Source organism: Bacteriovorax sp. HI3, from assembly GCF_059738875.1.
Genome location: NZ_AP026946.1, coordinates 1,616,109 through 1,638,806, shown reverse-complemented (window position 1 = coordinate 1,638,806; position 22,698 = coordinate 1,616,109). Strand labels below are relative to the sequence as shown.

Below are 22,698 nucleotides of genomic sequence, written 5' to 3'. Positions count from 1 at the left end.
GGTGGATTTTAGTCAGGTATACGCCCTACTTAATATGCAAAATTAGGCCAGAATTTACTTATCTCTTTATAGCAAAAAGACGAAAAGTTCAGGTATGGAAGCCAATAAAAAGCAGCTTGTAATTATTCCACCAATGTCAGAGGCCTTAAAGAAACTTAACGAGGTTCTTGAGGGTATTTCTACTGACGAAAATATCGAGATCACACTCATTGACGATCTCAAAGAACTCTCGCAATTTATTGCGACTACTGGCCAGTGTTTGATTCTTGCTTCCAACGCTAAAAAATGTGCAACTTTCCTTCAAGATAACCGCTTCACTCTGGCAAAAAACCATTGTAAGACGATTCTCTTTACACCTAAGGAAATTCCGGCCAAGACCATGGTAAAGCTTGCAAAGATTGGTCTGACGGAAAGTATTCTGGAGAGCTCTCCCCCAAAGACATTCTTGTACAAAGTAAAACTCCTTTTGCGCTCGATTAAAACAACAAAACCTCAAGAAGAAGGCGACAAGCTGGTTAAGTCGCTGGACGTAGCGGCTAGACCGCAGGAAGAGCTTCAGGAGAAAGAAGGCAAAGAAAGAGCTGAAGTCGAAGAAAATGTTATCGACATGGACATGGGGAAAAAGAAAAAGAGCGATGTTCAAGATGACAATGCTTTTGATTATAGCAATCCGTTGAAAGGAAAAATAAAACCACAGGAAGAAAACCTCGACACTCACTGGAAATCAAACCGCAAAAAAGATATTGCGACTGGCAGTGAAGATGATGCAGGAAATATGGCCGCTGAGTCTGAACAGACCAGTATCGATATGTACTACCGTGGGAAACAAAAAAAGAACGACACTCTTCCCGTTGAGGAAGAGGAAGAAAAAACTAAATCTTCTGTAGCTCTACCTGAAGAGGAAGAAGAGAAGAAACGCAAGAGCTCTTACGCTGACGTTATCGACGAAGGCTCAATGAAGCAAAAACGTTTCGATCGACCAGAAGAAGAGGAAATCAAAAAAGATAAGGTTCAACTGGTTGAACTCGACCTGATCGAGAGCAAAAAGAAAAAAGACCTACGCGAAAATATTGAAGAAGAAACCATCCCTCTCTTTAACCGCGACAAGAGAAAAAATATTGAACCTGAGGCCAAAGAAAAAGAACGCGAAGACAATGCGGTAGAAGACCTCGGCGGTTACCTGAAAGGGAAAATCTCTCAGATTGAGGAAGAAGAGGAACCAGAAATCACCGCGACTCAAGAACAGGTTTACGACAACTCTGAAAAAGGCGAAAAAGAACCTCAGGTAAATCTTGAGCTGGAAGCGGGCGATTCAAAAAGAGACAATCGCAAAAACGACGAAGAAGCAAATGATAACGATCCTCATGAAGGTGAAGTCGATAAAATTGACGGCAACATGATTGGAGACGCCAGCACTGTGGAAAAAATCCGCACACGCATGGAAGGCAAATCAAGTGGAGATGACCTGGCCCCTCCTGAAGAGGAAGAGTCACTGGATCTCTTTGCCAAGAAAAGATCAGAAAAAGAAAATGAAGAAAAAGACAAAGAAGAGCAAACCTCTCTTGATCTTGATAAAAATAAAAAAGAAAAAGAAGCTGCCAAAGCTAAAGAAGTTGAAGAAGAGCTGGAGATGGTTCAAAAGGCCTCGAAGCTTGCTCCTCTTTTAGAAGGCAAAGAAAGAGAAAAAAGCGATCTTCCAATAGAAGAAGAAAAAGAGCGCTCTCGCCTCTCTCCCATTGAAAAGCTAGAAAGTATTCGCGAGCGCCGTGAGGCGGAAGCCAAACGCGAAGAAGAGAAAAAAGGCCAGGCCAGAGAGAATACAAATCTCGACCTGGAAAAATCAAAAAATCAGACCCACACGGGTCAGGTAGATAAAATCGACACCTTCTATAGAAGTGGCGAGGCCAATAAGAAAAAAGACCAAAACTGGGACAACCTGACAGATAAGAATACCACTTTGGACCTTATTCCTGGCAAAGGGAAAAAAGGCGACAATGCAACTCAGGCAAAAGAAAATAACGACCTGGGTGAAATGACCATCGATTATAGAAAGCTTAAAGAAGAGTTCGATATGATCGCGATGGGAGAAAACGTCGCTGATAGCGGCGCTATCAGGTCAAGTGGTGAGAATAAACTTAAAAATGATGATGATGAAGGTTCTTTTAAAGTCGTTGAAATCGACCCAAAAAGTTTAGACTTCTCTATCTCTATCATTAATAGCATTTATCAAAAAGACACGAAAGCTAAACAGATTTTTGCGATGCTGGCCATGGAACTTCTGGAAAACTACCATGCCTACCCTGTTTTCTATACTTACAAACTTTCAGACAAAAAATTTAGTGAATCTTATAACACGTTTTTAGAAGTATCTGGCGATAAGATGCCCGCGGACAAAAAAGAATGGTGGCTTGAGAAGAAAAAAGACACCGCCCTTTTTGAGCACTTCCAGGAAAAATCGATGAATACCTGGAGATGCCCGGAGATCATTCAGAACAATGAAGTCTGGGAAGATGTAGAACTTCCAACCTGGGCCGAAAATGAACTGAAGACAAAATACGTGGAACTGGCCTTCCCTTATTTTGATGGACTCGACCGCATGGGACTGGCCGTGGTCTTTTTCCCTGAGGGAGTTGACCCTAAAACAGCAAATGCCGTTTTAGTAGTTTTAGAAATGGCCCGTACTCTCTTCTTAGATACGATTCAGCGCTACCAGGTTCAACCTGTGCGTGCAGTGGATCCAACTAAGGAAGAAGAAGCGCCTAAGATAGAAGAAAAGAAAAATGTGCTGAGTTTCTTCTCCGGATTATTCGGGAAGAAAAAGGCAGGATAAAAAATGAAAACCGAATACGATTTTTTTATTATTGATAAAGAGCATTTAAAGGATAAGAAAACTTTTCCTTTCCAGCTTTATATCTTTAATCCTGCTCACAAAAAATTTTCGATGTTCTTAAACGGAAACCGTCCGCTGACAAAAGAGCACAACGATTTCCTGGATTATATTTTAGAGCGCGGTGGAAAACTGGCGATTCTAAAAAACCAAAGAAAAACTTTTTTAACTGCACAGGAAACCAACGCGTCTGAAATTCCTTCTTTAAAAGAAAGAGAGCTTCATCCGCTGGAAAAAGAGCGCATAATGAATATCAAACTCAAAGAGATGTATGAAGAAAAGCGCGGAGCTTTTTCTCTACAGACCGAATTTGAGCTTGCTTGCCAGACAGATAACTTCGAAGCGATTATTGAAAATGCCCGCATGGAAATTCTCACTTTTAGTGTGACCATGTCTCCTACTGTGTCTCTAGCTGTTCATCTGGCCAAGACCCACCTGGAAAAAGACAACTTCACTAACCGCATTGTTGCTGTCTCTTACCTCCTGGCAAAAAACTGCAACATCGTTGATCAGGACGCTTTAGCAGATATCATCTGCGGAGCTTACTTCGCCCATATCGGATTAACCCAAACGCCTCTGACGATTGCGAGAACTCCGTACTTAAATCTTCCAGAGAAAGAAAGAACACTTTTTCAAAAGCATACTATTTTAGGCCACCATCTTATTAAGAAAAGCCAGATCGATTTAAGTGAGAGATGTAAAAAAATCATTCTCGATCACCACGAAAGAGCGGCCGGAGGCGGATATCCTTCAATGAAGTATGGTGAACAAATTGAAATGCTCTCACAAATTGTGGGTGCAGTGTCGCATTTGTTTGAGTACTCAAGCGGAAGAATTACCGGTGGAAAACAATCAATGAAGGCCATCCTCATTGCGATGAAGTCAAAATCTTATATGCAAGGATTAGAATTTGATTTTGGGGAAAAGGTTTTTCAGTCTATAATTACACTAATTAATACCGATAAAATTGAAACAAAAGAAGATCATACAGAGTTAAAAAAAGCTGCGTAAGTTTTTTTATTTTGAGGAGTATCGAAAATGGCTTTAAAAGCGGACATTAAAATTCTAGTTGTCGACGACATGTCAACGATGAGAAAGATTATCAAGAACATGCTCGGGCAAATTGGTTTTACCAATATTACTGAAGCAGACGACGGTGCCACTGCGTGGCCAATGATGGAAAATGCCATTAAAGAAGGAGCTCCTTACGAATTCATCGTTTCAGACTGGAACATGCCTCAGATGTCGGGACTAGACCTACTTAAAAAAGTAAGAGCGACTCCAGGTCTTGAAAAACTTCCTTTCCTGATGATTACAGCGGAAGCAGAACAAGGAAACGTCGTTATCGCGGTTAAGGCCGGGGTAAGTAACTTCATTGTTAAGCCTTTCTCTGCTCAAGTTCTTAAAGAAAAAATTGATAAAATTTTTAAATAAAAAAAGAAGTAATATATGTCGATGTTAAACGATCCTTCAATGAAGGAAATCATTATCGATTTTTGCAAAGAGGCCGAAGATCTCTTTGATCAGCTTGAGCAGGCATTGGAGATATTGGAGGAAAACCCTTCAAAGACCGGCCAACTCGAGCAGTTCGGACAGATCATCGATAGGATCATGGGAGCGGCGAAATCTATCGGCGCCTCAGAGATTGCGACTTTTTGCGAGCTGGGAAAAACGATCGGTTACAAGTCTTCACAGATTACCGATATCCCATTAATTGAAGTCGTTGTGGCCGTTTTATTCGACACTGTTCACCTTCTAAGAAAGATGATCACAGCCTTGAAAATCGGCAACGACAGTTCAATGGCCAATCTTAACACTAAGGCCTTCGTCACTCGTTTAACCTGGCTGTCGGCCAAGTTTAAAGACATCGAGAGATCGTCGGTCGCCATTGATAAGAAGAGCAATCTTTCTCAAGGCTCTATTGATGAATTAATGAAAAGTTTAGGACTATAATTGGAGACTCTATATGACAGGCGATTCTAACTTTATTGACTTCTCTCGCCCATTTGTTGATGCTTGCAAAAACATCTTTTCAACGATGGTTCACTGCACTCTTGAGGCTAAAAAACCAACGATAAAATCAGACAATGAATCACGCGGCGATGTCACTGCGGTGATTGGTCTTTCCGGCGACCTTGATAAGGGCGGGAAATCGACTCCGTACAAGGCAATGCTGGTACTCTCATTTCCTTACGAAACCTATTTTAAGGTCGGCAGCGCCATGCTGGGTGAAACTTATACATCATACCACCCGGATATTCATGACCTGGGCGGTGAGATTGTTAACATGATTATGGGGAACGCCAAGAGAGACCTAAAAACTCTGGGCTACACTTCAAATATGGCCATTCCTTCAATGATCGAAGGTAAAGGTCACTCGATTAAGTATCCATCGGGAACGACTGTTGTTTTGATTCCTTTTGAATCAAACCACGGTCCTCTGTACATGGAACTTTGTTACGCTACTGAATCTTAACTCTCATTAAAATCGGAACTCTTTGAATGGAAGGTCACTTTTACCTCTCCATTCATTGAGGCTGATGTCCAGGTGATCAAAGCGCTCAATAACCTTTCCTTCTTCCGCTTCTTCTTTTTCTTTCACATCGACTCTGGCAAACGTCAGCCTTGCTCCGTAGAAGTTTTTCCCGAAATCCAGGTTGTACATTTTTGTCCATGTACCAGTGTTGATAAAAATAGAGCCATCGTCGTATTCCCTGAAAATCGGGTCGTGGGTGTGTCCTACGATCAGGGCATGAACGTCTGAATTAGTAGTGACGTAATCCTCAGTTAAGGCCTCATAGTTTTGAAACAGGATAATCTCTTTTTTAACGTGCTCCAGAACTTCAAAAATTCCTTTGTTCTGTTTAAAGATCATTACGAATCTTACCATGAGAAAATAGAAGATATTGGCAAAAGCAAAGCGCAGAGTATAGAGCGAATCGTAAATGATTCCGTTGATCATAAACTTATTGATCGGGCGGACGGCATTGATATAGTCTCTACCCTCTTTAAACTTATTAATAACTCTCGTTACGTAATATGAACCCCAAGGTGGGATAAAATACTTCTTTCCTTCCACATCAGCGACAATGTTATTTTTAACATCGTAATGATGGGCCAGTTCATACTCATGTCCATGCTTTAAAACCACTCCCTCTTCAGGAATATAGACTTCATCTGCATTGAGTAAGATTTTAAATTTGCTTTGGTCTTCTTTTGGAAACTGGTCAACTAAGTATTCTCTTAGCGACTCAAAAATAAGTTCAGCATCATGATTGCCCAAAATGTAAACCAAGCGGTTATTAGGAAAGGTCAGGAAATTTCTTAAAGCATCAAAAACACCCGGGTGGGCGCTGATGATCATTTTTAATTTATCCAGGGCCGCTTGCTCACTCCAGAACTCGTCGTCAAAATAAGGGACAAAAGGAACTGCTAGAAGATCGAGGAAGTCTCCGTTGATAATTAATTCAACTTCGCGCTCCTGATAGTGCATGCTTCCATGGTATTCGATAAACTCAATGAGCTCTTTATCGTAATGAAAATCTTCAAGAAAATTTTTTCTTTTATTGACGATGAGTCCTGCACCCAGGTGCAAGTCTGAAATCACCAGAATAGTTTTTTTAATATTATTTTTTTGGAGGAATTTCATATGTCTTGTTTCCAACAATTAATTCTACTTCTTGAAACGCAGGAGAGAGAGGAACAAAATGCAGAATGTCCCCTTTTTTTAATTTCACCACTGCTCTTTGGTATTTCTCCGGATCAATCGACACCATACTTGCATTGGTTTGCTTGTTAATAGTGAGTTTTCCAATCAAACGAACCAGTGTTTTATTTTCAATAATCACTTCCATAGAATTTTTAAATTTCTCTGGTGAGATCACTCTAAAACGATCATCATAGGCGCTCACTAAAAAACCATCCAGCGACTCAATGGCCAGAGCACTGTGAACTTGCAGACATAAAAATAAGGCCAGGATACCTTTTAACATGAAAACCTCATATCAATATTTTAGCAAATCTCCAGCACTTCTCCAGTGAGGGAAAAAGACTACCGGAGCATTTCACTCTACTTTGTTTTCTTTTTTTAACTAGAATGGAAAACTCTCCGATAAGACCCATATGTTGGACTTCTTCAAAAAATCAAAACCTGTAGACCTAAAAACCAGAAGAGAGAGCTTTTTTAAGGCCCTTTTAACAGACGGCAACCACCGCTGGATTGCCGAAGACCGCATGATCAGACGAGGCATGGCCATTTTAGTGAATGCCCTCTCGGATAAGCACCTGGCCTTTTTTGAAAAACACCCGACTTACTTTATCCCCTGCCAGGCCCATTTAAGCTGCGCTATCGGTAGAACGCAAAACCATCACCTGATTTTAGTTTTCCCGGAGCTGATGCAGATTTTAAGATCTGCAAGCTCAATGCATGGAGTGGCGATTCTCGCTCATGAGTTGGGACATATTTATTATCAGCACACAGAAAATAAAGTGGAAACTCTTCAGGCGCAGATTGAGGCCGATGATTTTGCCTTTGAATTAGGCTTTGGTGAAGAACTGCAGGAAATCCTCCTCGACCACGCAAGCAGTGTTGACTGCCGAGTGAGAATTTCCAAACTGACTTCTAAGCTTATTACGCAAAAAAATCAAAGCAGATAAAAAACTAATCCCGCAATAAATGTTGGAATCAAAGCCGCTTTAAAAAGTCCAAGCGGTTTAAAACTTTTTCCCGGGCAATACGCGCGAAGAAGTGCAAATCCAGCAGGGTTAGGCGCGTTTGCAATAATCGTCATTCCCCCACCGGCAACAGCGGCAGCCACAACTAGGTATTTAGATGAATCACTTAAATTCGCTACCTGAGAGGCCAGTGATGTGATGGCAGCGTTATCCGTAACAGGTGCCAAGGCCATCGTTCCTAAAAAGAGCTGCAGGTTTTCAATAGAACTTAAAATAGGTTTTAACCACCAGCCTTGTTTTGCTGTAAGGATAACTAATCCTCCGAGGAAAAACCCTACCAGCATACTTTCTTCAATGCGAACTTCTGACTGCTCTTCTTTCGTGATGCCATAAAATCCAAGAAAGAAAATAAAAAGCCCTAAAACAAAGGCCGGGTGGTGAACTGACATCACACATAGAGTGATAAAAATTAAATGTACTACAATGATCCAGGCCGGAGCTCTTTTGGCCGGAGCGTGCGCGACACCTGAAACTTTTTTAATAGATGTTAAAATTTCTTTATTCATCATCGTGACAATCGCTGTATTAATCGCCGCTGCCACAACGGCCTTCCATCCAAAATTCATAAACATGTAAGGAGTGTCCCAATTCCACACACGGGCCACCATTAGAACTGGAGGAGCTGCAAAGTGAGTCAGGGTTCCACCAATTGAAATATTGACGAACAAGACAGCGAGAGTTGAATAAAATAATCTTCCAGTGATTCTTCCAGAAAGAGGCTTAAACACTGAGCGCTTTAATAAGAGAGCTGAAATTGTCATCGCTGCCGGTTCAGTGATCAATGACCCTAAGAGAGGCCCGATAAATAAAATCGTCGCAAAGATTCTCATTCCCGCAGGCAGTGGAAGTGCGCGCGAAATTCCACTAATGATCATCTCTGCAAAATCCGTCACTGGTTTTGATGAGGCAAGAATCATAATAACGAAAACAAAAGCAACTTCAGAAAAATTGAGTTCATCCATCCAGTGAAGTCCGGCCGAAAAGCCATCCATCACCATGAGGGCAAATAAGAAAATCGCGGCCCAGATCCCGAAGACAATTTCAGGCTCTCCCGCAAAGTGCAGAAAACGAGACCATGAAGGTCGCGTCGTTTTATAATAATCTGAAAGGGCCAGAATCTTCCCTGCACGCAGGGACTGAATCAGGGCACAGGCAAAACATATCGTGGCAATTATACCAATAGCGGTCATTTCCATAGGACATCCTCACTAACTAAACATTATCAGTTTTAAACAAAAAATGTATTAATTAATTCCGGCGGGGAACGCGCTTTGATTCTTTTAGTGAAGCATTTTTTATAGTGAACGATCAGAGGAATTTCCAGGCGCACAATCGGCCCGAAAACAAGTGAATAAGAAAAATCAGGTGGGAAAAACAGTGCGCTATCGAGAACGACGCGCTTTTTAGACTCTGAGGTATGGTGTTGTCCAAATATAAAAGGCACCACACTCTCTTGGGAGCGTTTCATTACCGGTGATGCTGGTAAAAGTTCTGCCTGAAGTTGAGGCGCCTGAAGAATAAAAAGAGCTAAGAAGATTCTCAGGACGGCAGAAAAAAAGTAAGAATTACGATTAACTGTCACCTGAGAATGATAGCACAAAAAGCCCTATTTTGGGAGAAAAACTAGACTAAAATCCTCAAATCAGTGATGGATTTTATCTCGTCGCGGATCTTAGCTGCATCCTCAAAACGCAGGTCGCGAGAGGCCTCTTTCATGAGCTTTTTAAGCTCCTCAATTCGCTTATCAATCGACTCAGGTGTAAGAAGCTCCACCGTCTGTTTTTTCTTCGGTCCTTTCGATCCTTTTGTCCCGCGTAGCGTTTCAATGACTCCACCGCTGACACTTTTCTTAATCGTCTTAGGAGTGATGCCATTCTTTAAATTGTACTCTTCCTGAATCTTTCTTCTTCTTTGTGTTTCAGTGATCGCCACATTCATACTTTTTGTGGTCTTATAAGCGTAAAGAATAACTCTTCCTTCTGCGTTTCTGGCCGCACGACCTATTGTTTGAATCAGCGATCGCTCCGATCTTAAAAATCCTTCTTTGTCCGCATCGAGAATACCAACAAGAGAGACTTCCGGAATATCCAGACCCTCTCTTAAAAGGTTGATCCCAACAAGAACATCAAATTCGCCCAAGCGCAAGTCGCGGATAATTTCCATGCGCTCAAGTGTGTCGATATCTGAGTGCAGGTAACGAACTTTAATTCCACTTGAAGTGTAAAATTTTGTTAACTCTTCAGCTAATTTTTTTGTCAGAGTTGTAATGAGAACACGGTTACCTTTAGCAATCGTCGCACGCACTTCTTGAAGAAGGTCGTCAACTTGAGTTTCCGCACCTCTGACCTCGATAACAGGATCTAGTAAACCTGTGGGTCTAATGATCTGCTCGACATATTCACCGTTTGTTTTTTCTAATTCATAATCGGCCGGAGTTGCCGATACATAAAGAACCAGGTCTTGCCTGCTTTCAAATTCATTAAACTTTAAAGGGCGGTTATCCAAAGCCGATGGCAAGCGAAAGCCGTAGTTCACCAGGTTTTCTTTTCTGGCGCGGTCCCCTCTATACATCCCACCAACCTGTGAGACAGAAATGTGGGACTCATCAATGATCATTAAAAAATCTTTATCGAAGTAATCAATAAGCGTTGGAGGTGGATCTCCTGCTTTTGCTCCAGTTAAGTGGCGCGAGTAGTTTTCAATTCCCGAACAAAAGCCCAGCTCTTCCATCATCTCGATGTCATAAAGAGTTCTCTGCTCAATTCTTTGGCGCTCTAATAATTTTTCCTGAGCGGTAAACTCTTGAATGCGCTCGCGCAGCTCCTCTTTGATATGGGCCAGAGCATCCTTCATTTTTGCCTCACTAACAACGTAGTGAGACTTTGGAAAGATTGTGACCCCTTTTAAGGACTCAATCACTTTTCCACGAAGTGGATCTACCATGGCAATGGTTTCAACTTCATCACCAAAAAACTCTACACGAACCACATTGCTTTCTTCGTGGGCCGGGAAAACTTCCACCACATCTCCGCGAACACGGAAACAGCCGCGCGAGAAATCAATATCATTTCTTTCATATTGGATAGAAACCAGCGTTTTTAAAAAGTCGTCGCGGTCTAGAACTTCGCCGACAGAAACCTGGGCCTTCATCGCCGAGTACTCTTCTTTAGAACCGATACCGTAAATGCACGAAACCGAAGCGACGACGATAACGTCTTGCCTTTCAATTAAACTTCTCGTGGCCGAGTGGCGAAGCTTTTCAATTTCATCGTTAACGGCGGAGTCTTTTTCAATATAGGTGTCTGTCCCCGCAACATAAGCTTCCGGTTGATAGTAATCATAGTAAGAAACAAAGTATTCAACAGCATTGTGAGGAAAGAACTCTTTGAATTCTGCGTACAACTGCGCTGCCAGCGTTTTGTTATGGGCCAGAACTAAAGTCTTTTTTCCTAAGGCCTGGATGACATTGGCCATTGTAAAGGTCTTACCGGAACCAGTGACACCTAAAAGTGTTTGTTTGGTTTTACCTTCATTAAAGCCTTCCACCAACTCTTTGATTGCTTTAGGCTGATCTCCACCTGCCGGCCATGGAGTGACGAGCTTAAAAATGGAACTACTTTCTTTGCTTTTGGCCTTATTATTTTCTTTCTTCATTGATGTTTTCTTCTATAATACTCTTATGAAAAATATACTACCAAGTCCGCTAGAGTACAAAAATAATAACCTCTATTTTGATGGAAAACGCCTAGACACCATTGCTGCAAAAAAGCGCACGCCTTTTTATTTATATAGTAAAAAAACTCTGCGCCATTATTATGAGCACTTTAGCAAAGCGGCCATTAAAAATAACCTACCATCACCATTGGTTTGTTATGCATTAAAGGCCAATTCAAATAAAGACGTCCTGGCCCAGTTAAAGAAAATGGGAAGCGGTGCAGATGTCGTTTCAGTCGGAGAGCTTAAAAAAGCACTTAAGGCCGGAATCGATCCACAAAAAATCGTTTTCTCTGGTGTTGCTAAAACTGCTGAAGAAATCAGATTTGCGCTTAAATGCGGGAAAAAAGGGATCTACTCTTTTAACGTTGAATCAATTGAAGAGCTACAGCTCATCAATGAGATTGCTAAAAAGGAAAAACGCATTGCTCGCGTAGCTTTCAGGCTTAACCCGCAAGTAAGTGCAAAAACTCACAAACACATTTCAACAGGAAATAAGACTCACAAATTTGGTCTACTAAAAGCTGACATTGTTGAAGCCCTTGAAGCAAGAGAGTTCTGGACGAACACAACACTAGTGGGACTAAGTATCCATATTGGCAGCCAGCTCACAGAAATGAAAGCGACGGTAAAAGCGATTGAAGAGATTTCAAAGCTTGCCCTAAGTATTGATGTGGCCCTTGAGTTCTTAGATTTAGGTGGTGGACTTGGAATCGACTACACGGCCGAAGAGAAAACAAAACTCACGTCAATCGACACTTATATGAAAACAGTGGCAGACGCCCTGGAAAAATACTACTACTCAAAAACTGACCACTGCCCGCGCGTCGTCTTTGAACCAGGCAGAATCATCGTTGGGAAAATGGGAGTTCTCGTCTCTCGCGTTGTGCGCACAAAAGTCTCAGACTCAAACCACTTCACGATCATCGATGCGGGAATGAACGATCTTATTCGTCCTGCTCTTTATGAAGCCTACCACGAAGTGCTTCCTGCACAAGCGTCTAAGAAATTAATTAAGACAGATATCGTGGGACCTATTTGTGAAACCTCAGACTGCTTTGGAAGCAAAAGAAAACTTCCGTCCCTGTCTGCTGGAGACTTAGTCGTTATTGATAATGCTGGAGCTTACGGTCAGACGATGGCCTCAAGTTATAACGAAAGAGAAATCGCGACAGAGTACTTTGTGTAATGAAAACAAATCTCGCACGTTTTGTTTTTTTTGCCCTTGTTCTTTTTGCCTTGAGCCCTTATTCATCAAGTGCTCTTGCCCTATTGGCCGGGATTGTCCTGGCCAGCACTTTAGGAAATCCATTTCCTGAATTCACTAAAAAACATACTTCTACTCTGCTTCAATACTCTGTCGTGGGTCTTGGAGCGGGAATGAATCTTAAAGTCGTCGGCGTTGTCGGCGCTCAAGGTGTAGGCTACACCATTACCGGAATCGCTCTGACCGCTCTTGTGGGTTACGGTCTTTCAAAACTCTTAAAAACGCCAAACGTTCTTTCAACTCTTATCACTGTGGGAACCGCGATTTGCGGAGGAAGTGCGATTGCCGCGACTGGGCCCATTATTAAAGCGGAACACGAAGACATGTCAGTGTCTTTAGGTGTGGTCTTTATTTTAAATGCCTGCGCTCTTTTTATTTTTCCACCTATCGGCCACTACCTGGGCTTAACTCAGCACCAATTTGGAATCTGGAGTGCTCTAGCGATCCACGACACAAGCTCTGTTGTGGGAGCTTCTATGCAATATGGAGCTGAAGCACTGGAGCTCGCAACAACTGTAAAACTTGCGCGCGCTCTGTGGATCATCCCTATCAGTCTTCTTTTTGCCTTTTTTATGAAATCAAAAAGTAAAATCAAAATGCCATGGTTTATCTTTGGGTTTATTTTAGTCGCTGCTTTAGTGACATGGGTTCCAGCTCTTTCTGAAGTTGGGCATCAGGTCTCTCGCATCGCTAAACAACTCTTAGTCCTGACACTCTTTTTTATTGGGATTAATTTAAACCTGGATTCAATTAAACGCGTAGGAATTAAGCCGCTTCTTCTTGGTTTCATCCTGTGGGTAGTTGTGGCCACAACGACTGTCATGGCCTTAAAACTTAACTGGATTATTTAATTTTACAGTTTTTTACGTGCTCTGAGATTTTTTCCGGCATCCCTTCATACAAGAAACCAATGTACTCACGTCCTGCGATCTTAGGAATACTCCATGTGTAGCTTGGGTATTTTTTGATATAGACGTTTTTCGTTGTGCTTGGAAGCTTCTCCCACTCTTTAATCGACCACTTTTCAAATTCAGGACAAGCAACTTGGTAAGCATGGATGCGTTCGTGATTAATCGTCAGCGCCATATCTTTAATAACACTATCTGCAGTTGCATCCGGTGTGTGAATTGAAGCGTATGGATTTAAACCAATCAGCGCCACTCTTCCTTTTAAAGAAAGCTCTAAATCGGCCACTGTGACTTCAGCTTCTTTTTCTACGCGCGCTTTACAGTTTTTCCCGGCCGTTTGCGTGTTCAGCCACTTCTGGTACGCTTTGACGTCTTCATTTAGGATTGAAAAACCTGAAGCACTCATGGCCAATGCATCCGGGCCAATTTCAGAAGGGCTAATCCAGTTTCTATAGACAAAATAACAGTAAGCAATTCCCGAAAGGTAATTCGGGTCATTGAACATGAAAAACTGGATTTTATCGTCAATAGGAGCTGATGGTGCGCCTACTTGAGACGGTGTAATGGGCGTGATGTCTTGAGTTTTATTAGCAAGAAAAAACTTCTGATGAATCGTCTCACAAAGAGGAAGGCTTTTTGGATTATTTTGCAGTGTCGTTTTACACAGGCTTAAAAAATCTGAGGCCGGCTCAGGTGCTGCCGCAAAAACATTAAAAGAAACCAAAAGAAGTAATAAGTATTTCATAAATGCCCCTTAAACTGTCTTAATAAATTGCTCGCGCGGAAATCTCATACGCGGACCGTACACTCCGCCCTCATCTCTTTTTCCAGCACTGATGATCATCACAATATCGGCCTTGCAAGGAAGTCCTAAAATAGACTTCACTCTCTTTGAATCAAAACCTTCCATCGGACACGTATCATAGCCGTGAGCTCTAAAAGCAAGCATCAGGTTTTCGCAGGCAAGGGCAACTGATTTTGCGGCCCAAACTTTTAAACCAAAGGAGCTGATAGGCTCGCGAGGAACAACTTTAAAGAACCCCAGTGTCGTGTTTAAAAGCCATTTAAAGGGAGTTAAAACGTTAAACCATCCTACGGTGTAAACGAAAGGAACAAGCTTCCCATAATAAGTCAGAGCGACCTTTGGCGTTTCCACCGGAAGCTTTTTAAATTCGGCCAGCATTTGTTTACTGTGCTCGCGCCACGTATCTCTGCGAGCAACGCAGACAATGAGTTCGGAAGCCGTTTTAGCGGCCGATTGAGAAAAACACGCAAAAGCAATCTGCTCTTTAATCGCCGGAGTCGTAATCCGGTAGAACTCCCACTGCTGAAGGTTTGATGAGTTTGGCGCCAAAAGCGCCATATCCAGGCATTCATGAACAATGTGATCCGGGATTTTTTCGCTGGTGTATTTTCTTACTGAACGGCGGGCGTGAACAAGCTTTTTAAATTCAGAAGGGTTGTAATAATCCATTCCCTCTTTTTGAAACGCTTCATTGCCTTCGAATTTTCCGTCCATTTCCGTAAAGACGTTTTTTTGCTCACTCATAGAGTTTTTTCCATATTAAGATTGGTGATTTCATATCCAAGTGATTCATAAAGACTGCGGGCTACTTTATTGTGCCCAAAAACATGCAGACCGATATGACGAAGACCAAGTTTTTTTACTTCGTCTTCTAAAAGAATCATCGCTTTTTTGCCAATGCCTTTTCCTCTGGTCTCTTCATTTAAAACGATGTCGTAGATGTAACCTTTACGATTGTCGGGAGCACCTTTGACTCCAAGCCAAAGTGTCCCGACCCAATCGTTATTGTCTTTAATTGAAAAAATGTACTGATCTTTGGACTTAAGACCTTCAGGCAATAGCCTTGCAAAATCTTCATCCGCTTTTTTTTGAGCTTCCGCGAGAGTCGCTCCGTTTTTCACGATCTCATCGCGGTAGTTTGTTTCGCTTTTTGCTCTCCAGATAACATATTCCGCTTCATTCATCGGAACAAGGAGAACTGCACTCATTACTTGTAGCTCCAAGTGTAAGTTCCATCAGGGTTGTCTTTTACAACAACACCAAGTTCATTTAAGCGGTTTCTGATTTCATCAGACTTCGTCCAGTCTTTTGCCGTTCTTGCTTCTTTTCTTTGAACTAGAAGTTCTTCGATTTCCGCTTCACCAGCGTTGCTAGTCCCTGATAAATGTTTTCTTGCAATATTTAATTCATTGAGGATGTTCTGTGGATTATCATGAACCAATCCCGTCGCATCTTTCATGAACGTTGTAATTTCTCTAAGCTTTAAAACATACTCTTCAGTAAGATGATTTTTAGTCCTATTAAATTCTTTAATTAAACTAAAAAATACGCCCATTGCCCCTGGAACATTAAAATCATTCGCAAGTTCTTCCTTAATTTTCTGAAAGTTGGATTGAATTTCTTTTATATCCACATCAAAACCAGCGATGGACTGACTTCTCGTAGTTAAAGGAAGATATAGCTGCGAAACAAATTCATGAATGCGCTCAATTTCTCCAATTGCTCTAGCGATTGAATCTTCCGTCCACTCTAGTTTTGATCTGTAGTGAACAGATAAAAGAATATGACGAAGAATGGCCCCAGAATAAGTTTCAGTGAATTTTCTGATCGTCACTACGTTACCAAGTGACTTACTCATTTTCTCTGAACCAAAATTTAAAAATTCGTTATGGGCCCAATTATTACAGAACGGGCATCCGTTAGCTGCTTCCGATTGAGCAATTTCATTTTCGTGGTGTGGGAATAATAAATCCACTCCACCGTGGTGAAGATCGATTGTTTTTCCTAAGTGTTTTTTTGCCATGGCAGAACACTCAATGTGCCAACCCGGTCTTCCTTTCCCCCATGGAGAATCCCAGCTCCAGCCTTCTTCAGGTTTTGCCGGTTTCCATAAAACGAAATCAGAAGGGTGTTTTTTATGTCCATCAGTTTCAACACGAATCCCGTGCTGAAGAGATTCAAGCTGAACTTTTGAAAGCTTGCCGTAGTCTTTAAACTTAGGAACGTTGTAAAGAACTTCCTGTCCACCATCTTTAGCAACAGTGTACGCGTAGCCATTTTTAATCAGGTCTTCAATCATCTGAATAATTTCTGGCATGGTTTCACTTACTGTCGGAGTGACAGTTGCCGGAAGCATTCCCAGGCATTCCATATCTGTATTGCACTCGCGGATGAATTCATCTGCGTGTTGTTTCGGGTGAATCCCGCGCTGGCGAGCAGCTTCTAAAATTTTGTCATCAACGTCAGTGTAGTTACGAACGAATTTTACGTTGTAACCAAGAGTCTTCATCGTTCTATGGAAAAGGTCTCCCACAACTAGTGCACGCGCATTTCCGACGTGAAGAAAGTTATAAGTTGTCGGTCCACAACTGTAGAATTTAACCTGGTTTGAATCGATGGGTTTAAAGACTTCTTTAGAACGAGTGAGATTGTTAAAAACTAGAATTTCCATTTTCTTCCCAATAATTAGACTTTTTTAGTAACCCTAAAAGTCTAACATAAAAAAGGCCCAAAAAGGGCCTTTTTCGCTATTGGAAATATGAATTAATTTTGTCGTTCACAGAGTTTTTATCACTCTGGTTTGAAAGTGAGAATTCCTGTGCCAGTAACTCACGGCACTGATCTAACATTTTCTTTTCCCCAAAACTTAGGGCCTTTTTCTCTTTTAGAAGGAAAAGTTGGCGCAGAACTTCAGCGATTTCGACTACTGAACCAGTCTTGATTTTAGCTGAGTACTCTCTGTATCTGCGATTCCAAGTTGAATTATCAACTTTAATGTCATGGTCTTTTAAAAGCTTGTAAACTTCTTCTACTTCAGAGTCCCCGACCAGCCCACGGATACCCGTTTCACTGTCAGTTGGAACCATAACCGTCATCCCATTAGCTAGGATTTTGATGATGTAGAAGGTCTTCTTTTGAGCGCCCATTTCTCTTTCTTCAATGTCGCAAATCTGGCCGACACCGTGTCCGGGGCAGACTGCATAATCTCCAATTGAAAACATTTAGACCTCCAAAATATTAATCCCTCCGATCATAACGCATCGAGGCTCGGGCTTCAATAAACCCTGTAATATCTACATATAAGGCTTATTTTTTAGAAAAATTGGAGGTAAGGCCAAAAACCGCCCTGTCAAAAAATCTGTCTAACCCTTAAACACCCATGAATTTATCACTCGCCCCCCTCCCATCCCACTCAATTTAGCCTCAAAATAGCTTCACATAACCACTATGAGGATATTCTTGTGAAACACGCTTTAATGATTGCTCTCGTTCTCCTTTTTTCTGCCTGTAAAATTGAAACCCAAAAATCGACTCAAACAGAGAGTGCCTCACAAGCATTAAGAGACAATCAAATTGCCCTGGAAGCCGACGTTAATAACTCAGAAGAAATCGCCCGCTTTAAAGAAGAGCTGGAAAGAAAACAGGCAGAAAACCCTGATCAAATTTTTGAAGTTGTCTCTAAAGAAGTCTCTTCAGGAAGTGTGATTCTATCTGGTCTAAAAGACGATCACCTTTATAAGAATAAAAACTTTTATATCTTTATTGGCCTGGGAAGCACTCAAAAAGATGAAACCATCCAAAAGACCGATTGGGATGCTATCTACTACATCATGAACTACGTCTCGAAACTAAAGTTCCGTGTCATGATCAATGTTCAGGCCACATCAGAGCACTTAAGACTAGCTGCAAGCGATGAAGAAACATCAGTTATTCTTTGGAGCTCACACGGAAATAAAAAGGCCTTCTACGATTACAATGGAAAAGCTGTTCCTTTTGATGTTTTTAAAGGGAAAAGTAAAAACTTCTACCAACTTGTTCTTTCAAGCTGCGAAGGAAGAATCGCTCTGGACAATAACTATTTCACAGATGGTATTAAGACATGGGCGTGGAGTGGTTTAACAAACTCGACTGAATTAAAGCAATTCTTAGTTTCAGATAAGTGGTCTGCTCAAGATGGAGCGATTCTTTCAACTCCTAAAAACAATGTGACTTGTACTGCTGCTGGGACAAAATACGCTTTAATGAAAGCTTCAACTCGCTCTGAATTCTACGGTTACACATTTGAATCTCTTAATGACTGTAATGCCAGAATCCAGACAATGAAAAACAATAAAATCTGCTCTAGAGGTGATGAGGGAATTAAAAGAATTGATATCAACACTCTTAATCTTTCAAACGAAACATACGCTACTTTTGAAGAGTGTATGAACTAGAGAAGCTCCCCGAAATTCCCGGTCAAGACTCTTTTGGCTTCCTCTATAGGGAGCCAAAAGAAATCAAAAATCATCCCATTATCCTCACCATCACTCTTTACAATATGCGACCAGCGCTCAGGTAAAGCATCAGATGCGAAAGAAAAATAATGGCGGAAATTGACTTCAGGTTTATCTTTGCGATGGTAGGTCGTTTCACCAATTTTAATAAATGAAGAAGGATCAATGGTCAGCCCCGACTCTTCCAGGACTTCGCGGGCAAGAGCGATTTTAAAATCCTCGCCTTCTTCCAAAGTCCCACCAACCACCTGAGTGCCGGCCTCTGGAAAATCCGCATGGTCAAAAACCAGGACTTCACTTGCGGCCTTTCTAAAAATGTAGGCAATGACCTTTGTTTTTTCCTTCATACTTTCCAGCATGAGGGGAAATGAAACTAAAAACAAGCGAAAATTTACATGCATCCTATTTAGCATCCCAATTCATGATAAAAAGTCTTTAACTTTTTGGAGGACACATTATGAAAGCATTATCTTTAATGGCCCTGACAGTTTTAACTCTTTCAACGGCAGAAGCTAAACTTCCAGCTGAAATCGCAAAATTAAGCGGACGTTTAGGAACGTTCACATCTATCTATAATGGTAAATCAGTGGCCGCTGAAACTGGTACTGATTGTAAAATCGAAGAAAGCCAATATGGTGAAGGATCAGTTGTTATTGACTCTGTTTCTTATTTCACTCCGACAGCTCACCTGGATGGAGCTTCAAGATCAGAGAAAAATGGTGAAGTGACTTACATCACGACTGCGACAGGGAAAAGACCTGGTGGATCTGTTTGCGGAGATATGATTCCTCTGACTTCATATAAGCAAACAGTCATCGTGACAAAAAACTCTCTGACAATTAAGCAGAAATTTTCTTGTGCTCTAGTAGATAGAAATGAAATTATTGAAACTTGTACTGTAAAATAATAAAACGCGCGAATCTTTTGGGCACTAAAAGACCCGCGCGCCTTCTTATGGGAACTCTTTAATCAAAGAGCTCTTCTAATAATGATTTTTTTCTTTTTGGTTTGTAATAATCGGTTTTATAAATCACGTCATTGACCTTTTCACGGGCCATTTCTCTAGGGGTTTCCTCTGATGATCTGGATTTTTCAATTAGCTTATCCAGCTCTCCTCTATCCAACCAGATCCCACGGCAGTTAGGACAGTAATCAATTTCAATTCCCTGGCGGTCAGTCATCGACAAGACAGAATCAGTGCAGTTTGGACATTTCATTCAAAAGCTCCTTGATCCACTTATAGTAATCGGAGTTTGAACTTTAAAAAAATTGATAATAGCTAAGGGATTCTTCGTTTATCTTGATGGATAAAAAAAGGCCTGGATAAACCAGGCCTTCTTTATTTTTAATTTATTGAGTATAAATTAGAATCTAGCTTTAACTTCGTTCTTGTCGAAGAAGTAGTTAATTTCTCTTTCAGCAGATGCTAGAGAGTCAGATCCGTGAACAGCGTTCGCTTCGATTGACTTAGCGTAAAGCTTACGAAGAGTTCCTTCTTCAGCTTGAGCAGGGTTAGTTGCTCCCATGATTTTTCTGTTTTTCTCTACAGCGTTTTCACCTTCAAGAACCATAAGAACCACTGGTCCTTCAGTCATGAAGCCAACAAGTGAACCAAAGAATGGTCTTTCTTTGTGTTCAATGTAGAATCCTTCAGCTTTCTCTTTTGAAAGGTGAGTAAGTTTTAGAGCAGCAATACGAAGACCTTCTTTTTCGAAACGAGCAATTACGTTTCCGATGTTGTTGTCAGCTACTGCGTTTGGCTTAATGATTGAAAATGTTCTTTCCATTTGTTTTTTCTCCTTTATAGAAAACAACTAAAATTATGAATTACGAATTGTTACGTTTTTTGCTTTCATTGCTTCTTCAAGTTTAGAAGCAAGATCAGCAGGGCTTCTCGCCACAGTGATACCACACTCTTCTAAAACTTTGAATTTCGCTGCCGCTGTATCGTCTTCTCCAGAGATTAGAGCACCTGCGTGACCCATTCTCTTTCCTTTTGGAGCAGCTGCACCAGCAATAAATCCAACAACTGGCTTTTTCATGTTCTTTTGGATCCATCTAGCAGCGTCAGTTTCAGCTGAGCCTCCGATTTCCCCGATCATGATAACACCATCTGTGTCCGGATCTTTATTGAACATCTCTAAAACGTCAATAAAGTTTGTACCGTTTACAGGATCCCCTCCGATACCAACACATGTTGATTGACCAATACCACGAGCTGTTAGCTGTCCAACGGCTTCGTAAGTAAGTGTTCCAGAACGAGAGATGATCCCGATTCTTCCTGGAAGGTGGATGTGTCCTGGCATGATTCCGATTTTACACTGACCTGGAGTGATAACACCTGGGCAGTTCGGGCCGACTAAACGAACTTCTGGGTTTCTTGATAGGGCGTCTTTTACTTTAACCATATCTAGAATAGGAATCCCTTCAGTGATTGTGATGATGATAGGAAGTTTTGCTTCGATACACTCTAAGATAGCGTCAGCAGCAAACGGAGGTGGTACGAAAACCATTGCAGCGTTAGCTTCTGTTTTTTTAACAGCTTCTTTTACAGTGTTGAATACCGGCCATCCTTCGTGAACTGTTCCACCTTTTCCAGGTGTAACCCCACCAACAACTTTTGTCCCGTAGGCTTCAGATTGTTTAGTGTGGAAAGTTCCTTGTTTACCAGTAATACCGATTGTGATCAGACGTGTATTTTTATCAATCATGATGGCCATGGTTATGCTCCTTTTGCAGCAGCTACTACTTTCTTAGCTGCGTCCCCTAGGTCGTTAGCAGATGTGATTGCTAGACCTGATTCATTTAAGATTTTCTTTCCAAGCTCTACGTTTGTTCCTTCAAGACGAACAACAAGAGGAACGTTTAGAGAAACAGCGCGAGCTGCCGCTACTACACCTTCAGCAATAATGTCACACTTCATGATTCCTCCGAAGATGTTAACAAGGATTGCTTTTACGTTTGGATCAGAAAGGATGATTCTGAAAGCTTGCTCTACAGCTTCTTTCGTTGCTCCACCACCTACGTCCAGGAAGTTCGCAGCGTTTCCACCGTGGAGTTTTACGATGTCTAGAGTTGCCATCGCAAGACCTGCTCCGTTTACCAGGCACCCGATGTTTCCATCAAGTTCGATATAAGAAAGGCCGTATTTTGAAGCTTCAACTTCTTTAGCTGATTCTTCAGTTAAGTCTCTGTAGGCCGCGATTTCAGGGTGTCTGAACATAGCGTTTTCATCGAAGTTAAGTTTAGCGTCTAGTGCGATGATTGTGTTGTCAGCTGTTAATACAAGAGGGTTGATCTCTGCGATTGAGCAGTCTGATTCAGTGTAAAGTTTGTATAGACCTTTGTAGAAAGCGTCTGCTTCTTTTGCTTGAGCAGCATCTAATCCAAGTGCATTTGAAAGAATTCTTCCAATGTACGGCTGGTATCCAGCTCCTGGTTCAACCGGAACTTTTACGATAGCTTCTGGGTTTTTGTGAGCGACTTCTTCAATCTCCACTCCACCTTCTTTTGAGGCCATGAATGTTACTTTAGAAGTGTTTCTGTCTAGAACGATCCCAAGGTAGAATTCCTTAGCGATGTTACAGCCTTCTTCAATTAGAAGAGTGTTTACTTTTTTTCCTTCTGGACCTGTTTGGTGAGTCACAAGTGTTGAGTGAAGGATGTCTGTCGCGTATTTTTTGACTTCGTCTAATGACTTAGCAACTTTTACTCCACCAGCTTTACCTCTACCACCAGCGTGGATTTGAGCTTTAACAACCCAAACTTTTCCGCCAAGAGCTTCAGCTCCCTTAACTGCGTCTTCAACTGACTGAGCAGTTTTTCCGTTTAATACTTTAATACCAAATTTGCGCATCAAATCTTTTGCTTGATACTCATGGACGTTCATA

At 41.5% G+C, this 22,698-nt stretch carries 25 protein-coding genes; 10 read left to right on the top strand and 15 right to left on the bottom strand.

Features of this window, described 5'->3' with window-relative positions; translation table 11 throughout:
- Positions 1-94: 94 nt before the first annotated feature.
- Genes AC6JA8_RS08210 through AC6JA8_RS08190 form a run of 5 tightly spaced genes read left to right on the top strand, consistent with a single transcriptional unit; the run spans position 95 to position 5,363 of the window.
- Entirely contained in the window at positions 95-2,830 is a 2,736-nt protein-coding gene (locus tag AC6JA8_RS08210) for a hypothetical protein (protein ID WP_497976624.1), read from the top strand.
- A 3-nt stretch (positions 2,831-2,833) separates the two neighbouring features.
- Positions 2,834-3,898: an HD-GYP domain-containing protein gene (locus AC6JA8_RS08205; RefSeq protein ID WP_497976623.1), complete on the top strand. Its 1,065-nt coding sequence runs from the start codon at positions 2,834-2,836 to the stop codon at positions 3,896-3,898.
- A 27-nt stretch (positions 3,899-3,925) separates the two neighbouring features.
- On the top strand, positions 3,926-4,321 hold the full coding sequence (locus AC6JA8_RS08200) for a response regulator (RefSeq protein ID WP_102243351.1): 396 nt from the start codon (positions 3,926-3,928) through the stop codon (positions 4,319-4,321).
- Between the two features lie 15 nt (positions 4,322-4,336).
- A complete protein-coding gene (locus tag AC6JA8_RS08195) occupies positions 4,337-4,840 on the top strand; it encodes an Hpt domain-containing protein (RefSeq protein ID WP_497976622.1) in 504 nt (167 codons plus the stop codon).
- 13 nt (positions 4,841-4,853) lie between these two features.
- A complete protein-coding gene (locus AC6JA8_RS08190) occupies positions 4,854-5,363 on the top strand; it encodes a chemotaxis protein CheX (RefSeq protein ID WP_497976621.1) in 510 nt (169 codons plus the stop codon).
- Between the two features lie 6 nt (positions 5,364-5,369).
- On the opposite strand, the gene AC6JA8_RS08185 is transcribed toward AC6JA8_RS08190, so the two are convergent.
- Both AC6JA8_RS08185 and AC6JA8_RS08180 read right to left on the bottom strand, forming a co-directional pair.
- Positions 5,370-6,536: a metallophosphoesterase gene (locus AC6JA8_RS08185; RefSeq protein WP_497976620.1), complete on the bottom strand. Its 1,167-nt coding sequence runs from the start codon at positions 6,534-6,536 to the stop codon at positions 5,370-5,372.
- Entirely contained in the window at positions 6,514-6,879 is a 366-nt protein-coding gene (locus AC6JA8_RS08180) for a hypothetical protein (protein ID WP_102243347.1), read from the bottom strand. The genes AC6JA8_RS08185 and AC6JA8_RS08180 overlap by 23 nt, the downstream gene beginning before the upstream one ends.
- A gap of 130 nt (positions 6,880-7,009) precedes the next feature.
- Between AC6JA8_RS08180 and AC6JA8_RS08175 the strand changes: the two genes are divergently transcribed.
- The gene (locus tag AC6JA8_RS08175; RefSeq protein WP_497976619.1) at positions 7,010-7,543 is read left to right on the top strand and encodes a M48 family metalloprotease; all 534 of its coding nucleotides are present in this window, start codon (positions 7,010-7,012) and stop codon (positions 7,541-7,543) included.
- On the opposite strand, the gene AC6JA8_RS08170 is transcribed toward AC6JA8_RS08175, so the two are convergent.
- Genes AC6JA8_RS08170 through uvrB form a run of 3 tightly spaced genes read right to left on the bottom strand, consistent with a single transcriptional unit; the run spans position 7,531 to position 11,275 of the window.
- Positions 7,531-8,817 (bottom strand): putative Na+/H+ antiporter, encoded by a 1,287-nt coding sequence (locus AC6JA8_RS08170; RefSeq protein WP_497976618.1) that lies wholly within the window; start codon positions 8,815-8,817, stop codon positions 7,531-7,533. The genes AC6JA8_RS08175 and AC6JA8_RS08170 overlap by 13 nt on opposite strands.
- 32 nt (positions 8,818-8,849) lie before the next feature.
- The gene (locus AC6JA8_RS08165) at positions 8,850-9,203 is read right to left on the bottom strand and encodes a hypothetical protein (RefSeq protein ID WP_497976617.1); all 354 of its coding nucleotides are present in this window, start codon (positions 9,201-9,203) and stop codon (positions 8,850-8,852) included.
- Between the two features lie 41 nt (positions 9,204-9,244).
- Positions 9,245-11,275 carry an excinuclease ABC subunit UvrB gene (gene uvrB / locus AC6JA8_RS08160; protein ID WP_497976616.1) on the bottom strand — a complete coding sequence of 677 codons (2,031 nt, stop codon included), beginning with the start codon at positions 11,273-11,275 and terminating at the stop codon, positions 9,245-9,247.
- A 25-nt stretch (positions 11,276-11,300) separates the two neighbouring features.
- On the opposite strand from uvrB, the gene lysA reads away from it, so the two are divergent.
- Both lysA and AC6JA8_RS08150 read left to right on the top strand, forming a co-directional pair.
- Positions 11,301-12,524, top strand: a complete 1,224-nt coding sequence (gene lysA, locus AC6JA8_RS08155) for a diaminopimelate decarboxylase (protein ID WP_497976615.1) — start codon at positions 11,301-11,303, stop codon at positions 12,522-12,524.
- Positions 12,524-13,453, top strand: coding sequence for a YeiH family protein (locus AC6JA8_RS08150; RefSeq protein ID WP_497976614.1), 930 nt, complete (start codon positions 12,524-12,526; stop codon positions 13,451-13,453). The genes lysA and AC6JA8_RS08150 overlap by 1 nt, the downstream gene beginning before the upstream one ends.
- Here AC6JA8_RS08150 and AC6JA8_RS08145 read toward each other — a convergent pair.
- The 5 genes from AC6JA8_RS08145 to AC6JA8_RS08125 form a co-directional block, all read right to left on the bottom strand.
- Positions 13,446-14,255 carry a hypothetical protein gene (locus tag AC6JA8_RS08145; RefSeq protein WP_497976613.1) on the bottom strand — a complete coding sequence of 270 codons (810 nt, stop codon included), beginning with the start codon at positions 14,253-14,255 and terminating at the stop codon, positions 13,446-13,448. The genes AC6JA8_RS08150 and AC6JA8_RS08145 overlap by 8 nt on opposite strands.
- Before the next feature lie 9 nt (positions 14,256-14,264).
- Positions 14,265-15,059 carry a nitroreductase family protein gene (locus tag AC6JA8_RS08140; protein WP_497976612.1) on the bottom strand — a complete coding sequence of 265 codons (795 nt, stop codon included), beginning with the start codon at positions 15,057-15,059 and terminating at the stop codon, positions 14,265-14,267.
- A complete protein-coding gene (locus AC6JA8_RS08135; RefSeq protein WP_497976611.1) occupies positions 15,056-15,523 on the bottom strand; it encodes a GNAT family N-acetyltransferase in 468 nt (155 codons plus the stop codon). The genes AC6JA8_RS08140 and AC6JA8_RS08135 overlap by 4 nt, the downstream gene beginning before the upstream one ends.
- A complete protein-coding gene (gene cysS, locus AC6JA8_RS08130) occupies positions 15,523-16,986 on the bottom strand; it encodes a cysteine--tRNA ligase (protein WP_497976610.1) in 1,464 nt (487 codons plus the stop codon). The genes AC6JA8_RS08135 and cysS overlap by 1 nt, the downstream gene beginning before the upstream one ends.
- A 76-nt stretch (positions 16,987-17,062) precedes the next feature.
- A complete protein-coding gene (locus tag AC6JA8_RS08125; protein ID WP_142409579.1) occupies positions 17,063-17,536 on the bottom strand; it encodes a CarD family transcriptional regulator in 474 nt (157 codons plus the stop codon).
- A 240-nt stretch (positions 17,537-17,776) separates the two neighbouring features.
- Between AC6JA8_RS08125 and AC6JA8_RS08120 the strand changes: the two genes are divergently transcribed.
- Positions 17,777-18,748, top strand: a complete 972-nt coding sequence (locus tag AC6JA8_RS08120) for a hypothetical protein (protein ID WP_497976609.1) — start codon at positions 17,777-17,779, stop codon at positions 18,746-18,748.
- Here AC6JA8_RS08120 and AC6JA8_RS08115 read toward each other — a convergent pair.
- Positions 18,745-19,155 carry an NUDIX hydrolase gene (locus AC6JA8_RS08115; protein WP_497976608.1) on the bottom strand — a complete coding sequence of 137 codons (411 nt, stop codon included), beginning with the start codon at positions 19,153-19,155 and terminating at the stop codon, positions 18,745-18,747. The genes AC6JA8_RS08120 and AC6JA8_RS08115 overlap by 4 nt on opposite strands.
- 110 nt (positions 19,156-19,265) lie before the next feature.
- Here AC6JA8_RS08115 and AC6JA8_RS08110 point away from each other — a divergent pair, with 110 nt between their 5' ends.
- Positions 19,266-19,715 carry a hypothetical protein gene (locus AC6JA8_RS08110; protein ID WP_142409582.1) on the top strand — a complete coding sequence of 150 codons (450 nt, stop codon included), beginning with the start codon at positions 19,266-19,268 and terminating at the stop codon, positions 19,713-19,715.
- A 58-nt stretch (positions 19,716-19,773) separates the two neighbouring features.
- Here AC6JA8_RS08110 and AC6JA8_RS08105 read toward each other — a convergent pair whose 3' ends face one another.
- From AC6JA8_RS08105 to sucC, 4 genes are all read right to left on the bottom strand, one after another.
- Positions 19,774-20,025, bottom strand: coding sequence for a TFIIB-type zinc ribbon-containing protein (locus tag AC6JA8_RS08105; protein WP_497976607.1), 252 nt, complete (start codon positions 20,023-20,025; stop codon positions 19,774-19,776).
- A gap of 147 nt (positions 20,026-20,172) precedes the next feature.
- Positions 20,173-20,595, bottom strand: a complete 423-nt coding sequence (gene ndk / locus AC6JA8_RS08100; RefSeq protein WP_102243331.1) for a nucleoside-diphosphate kinase — start codon at positions 20,593-20,595, stop codon at positions 20,173-20,175.
- A gap of 33 nt (positions 20,596-20,628) precedes the next feature.
- Entirely contained in the window at positions 20,629-21,528 is a 900-nt protein-coding gene (sucD, locus tag AC6JA8_RS08095; protein WP_102243330.1) for a succinate--CoA ligase subunit alpha, read from the bottom strand.
- A 2-nt stretch (positions 21,529-21,530) separates the two neighbouring features.
- Positions 21,531-22,697 carry an ADP-forming succinate--CoA ligase subunit beta gene (sucC, locus tag AC6JA8_RS08090; RefSeq protein ID WP_102243329.1) on the bottom strand — a complete coding sequence of 389 codons (1,167 nt, stop codon included), beginning with the start codon at positions 22,695-22,697 and terminating at the stop codon, positions 21,531-21,533.
- Between the last annotated feature and the right edge of the window lies 1 nt (position 22,698).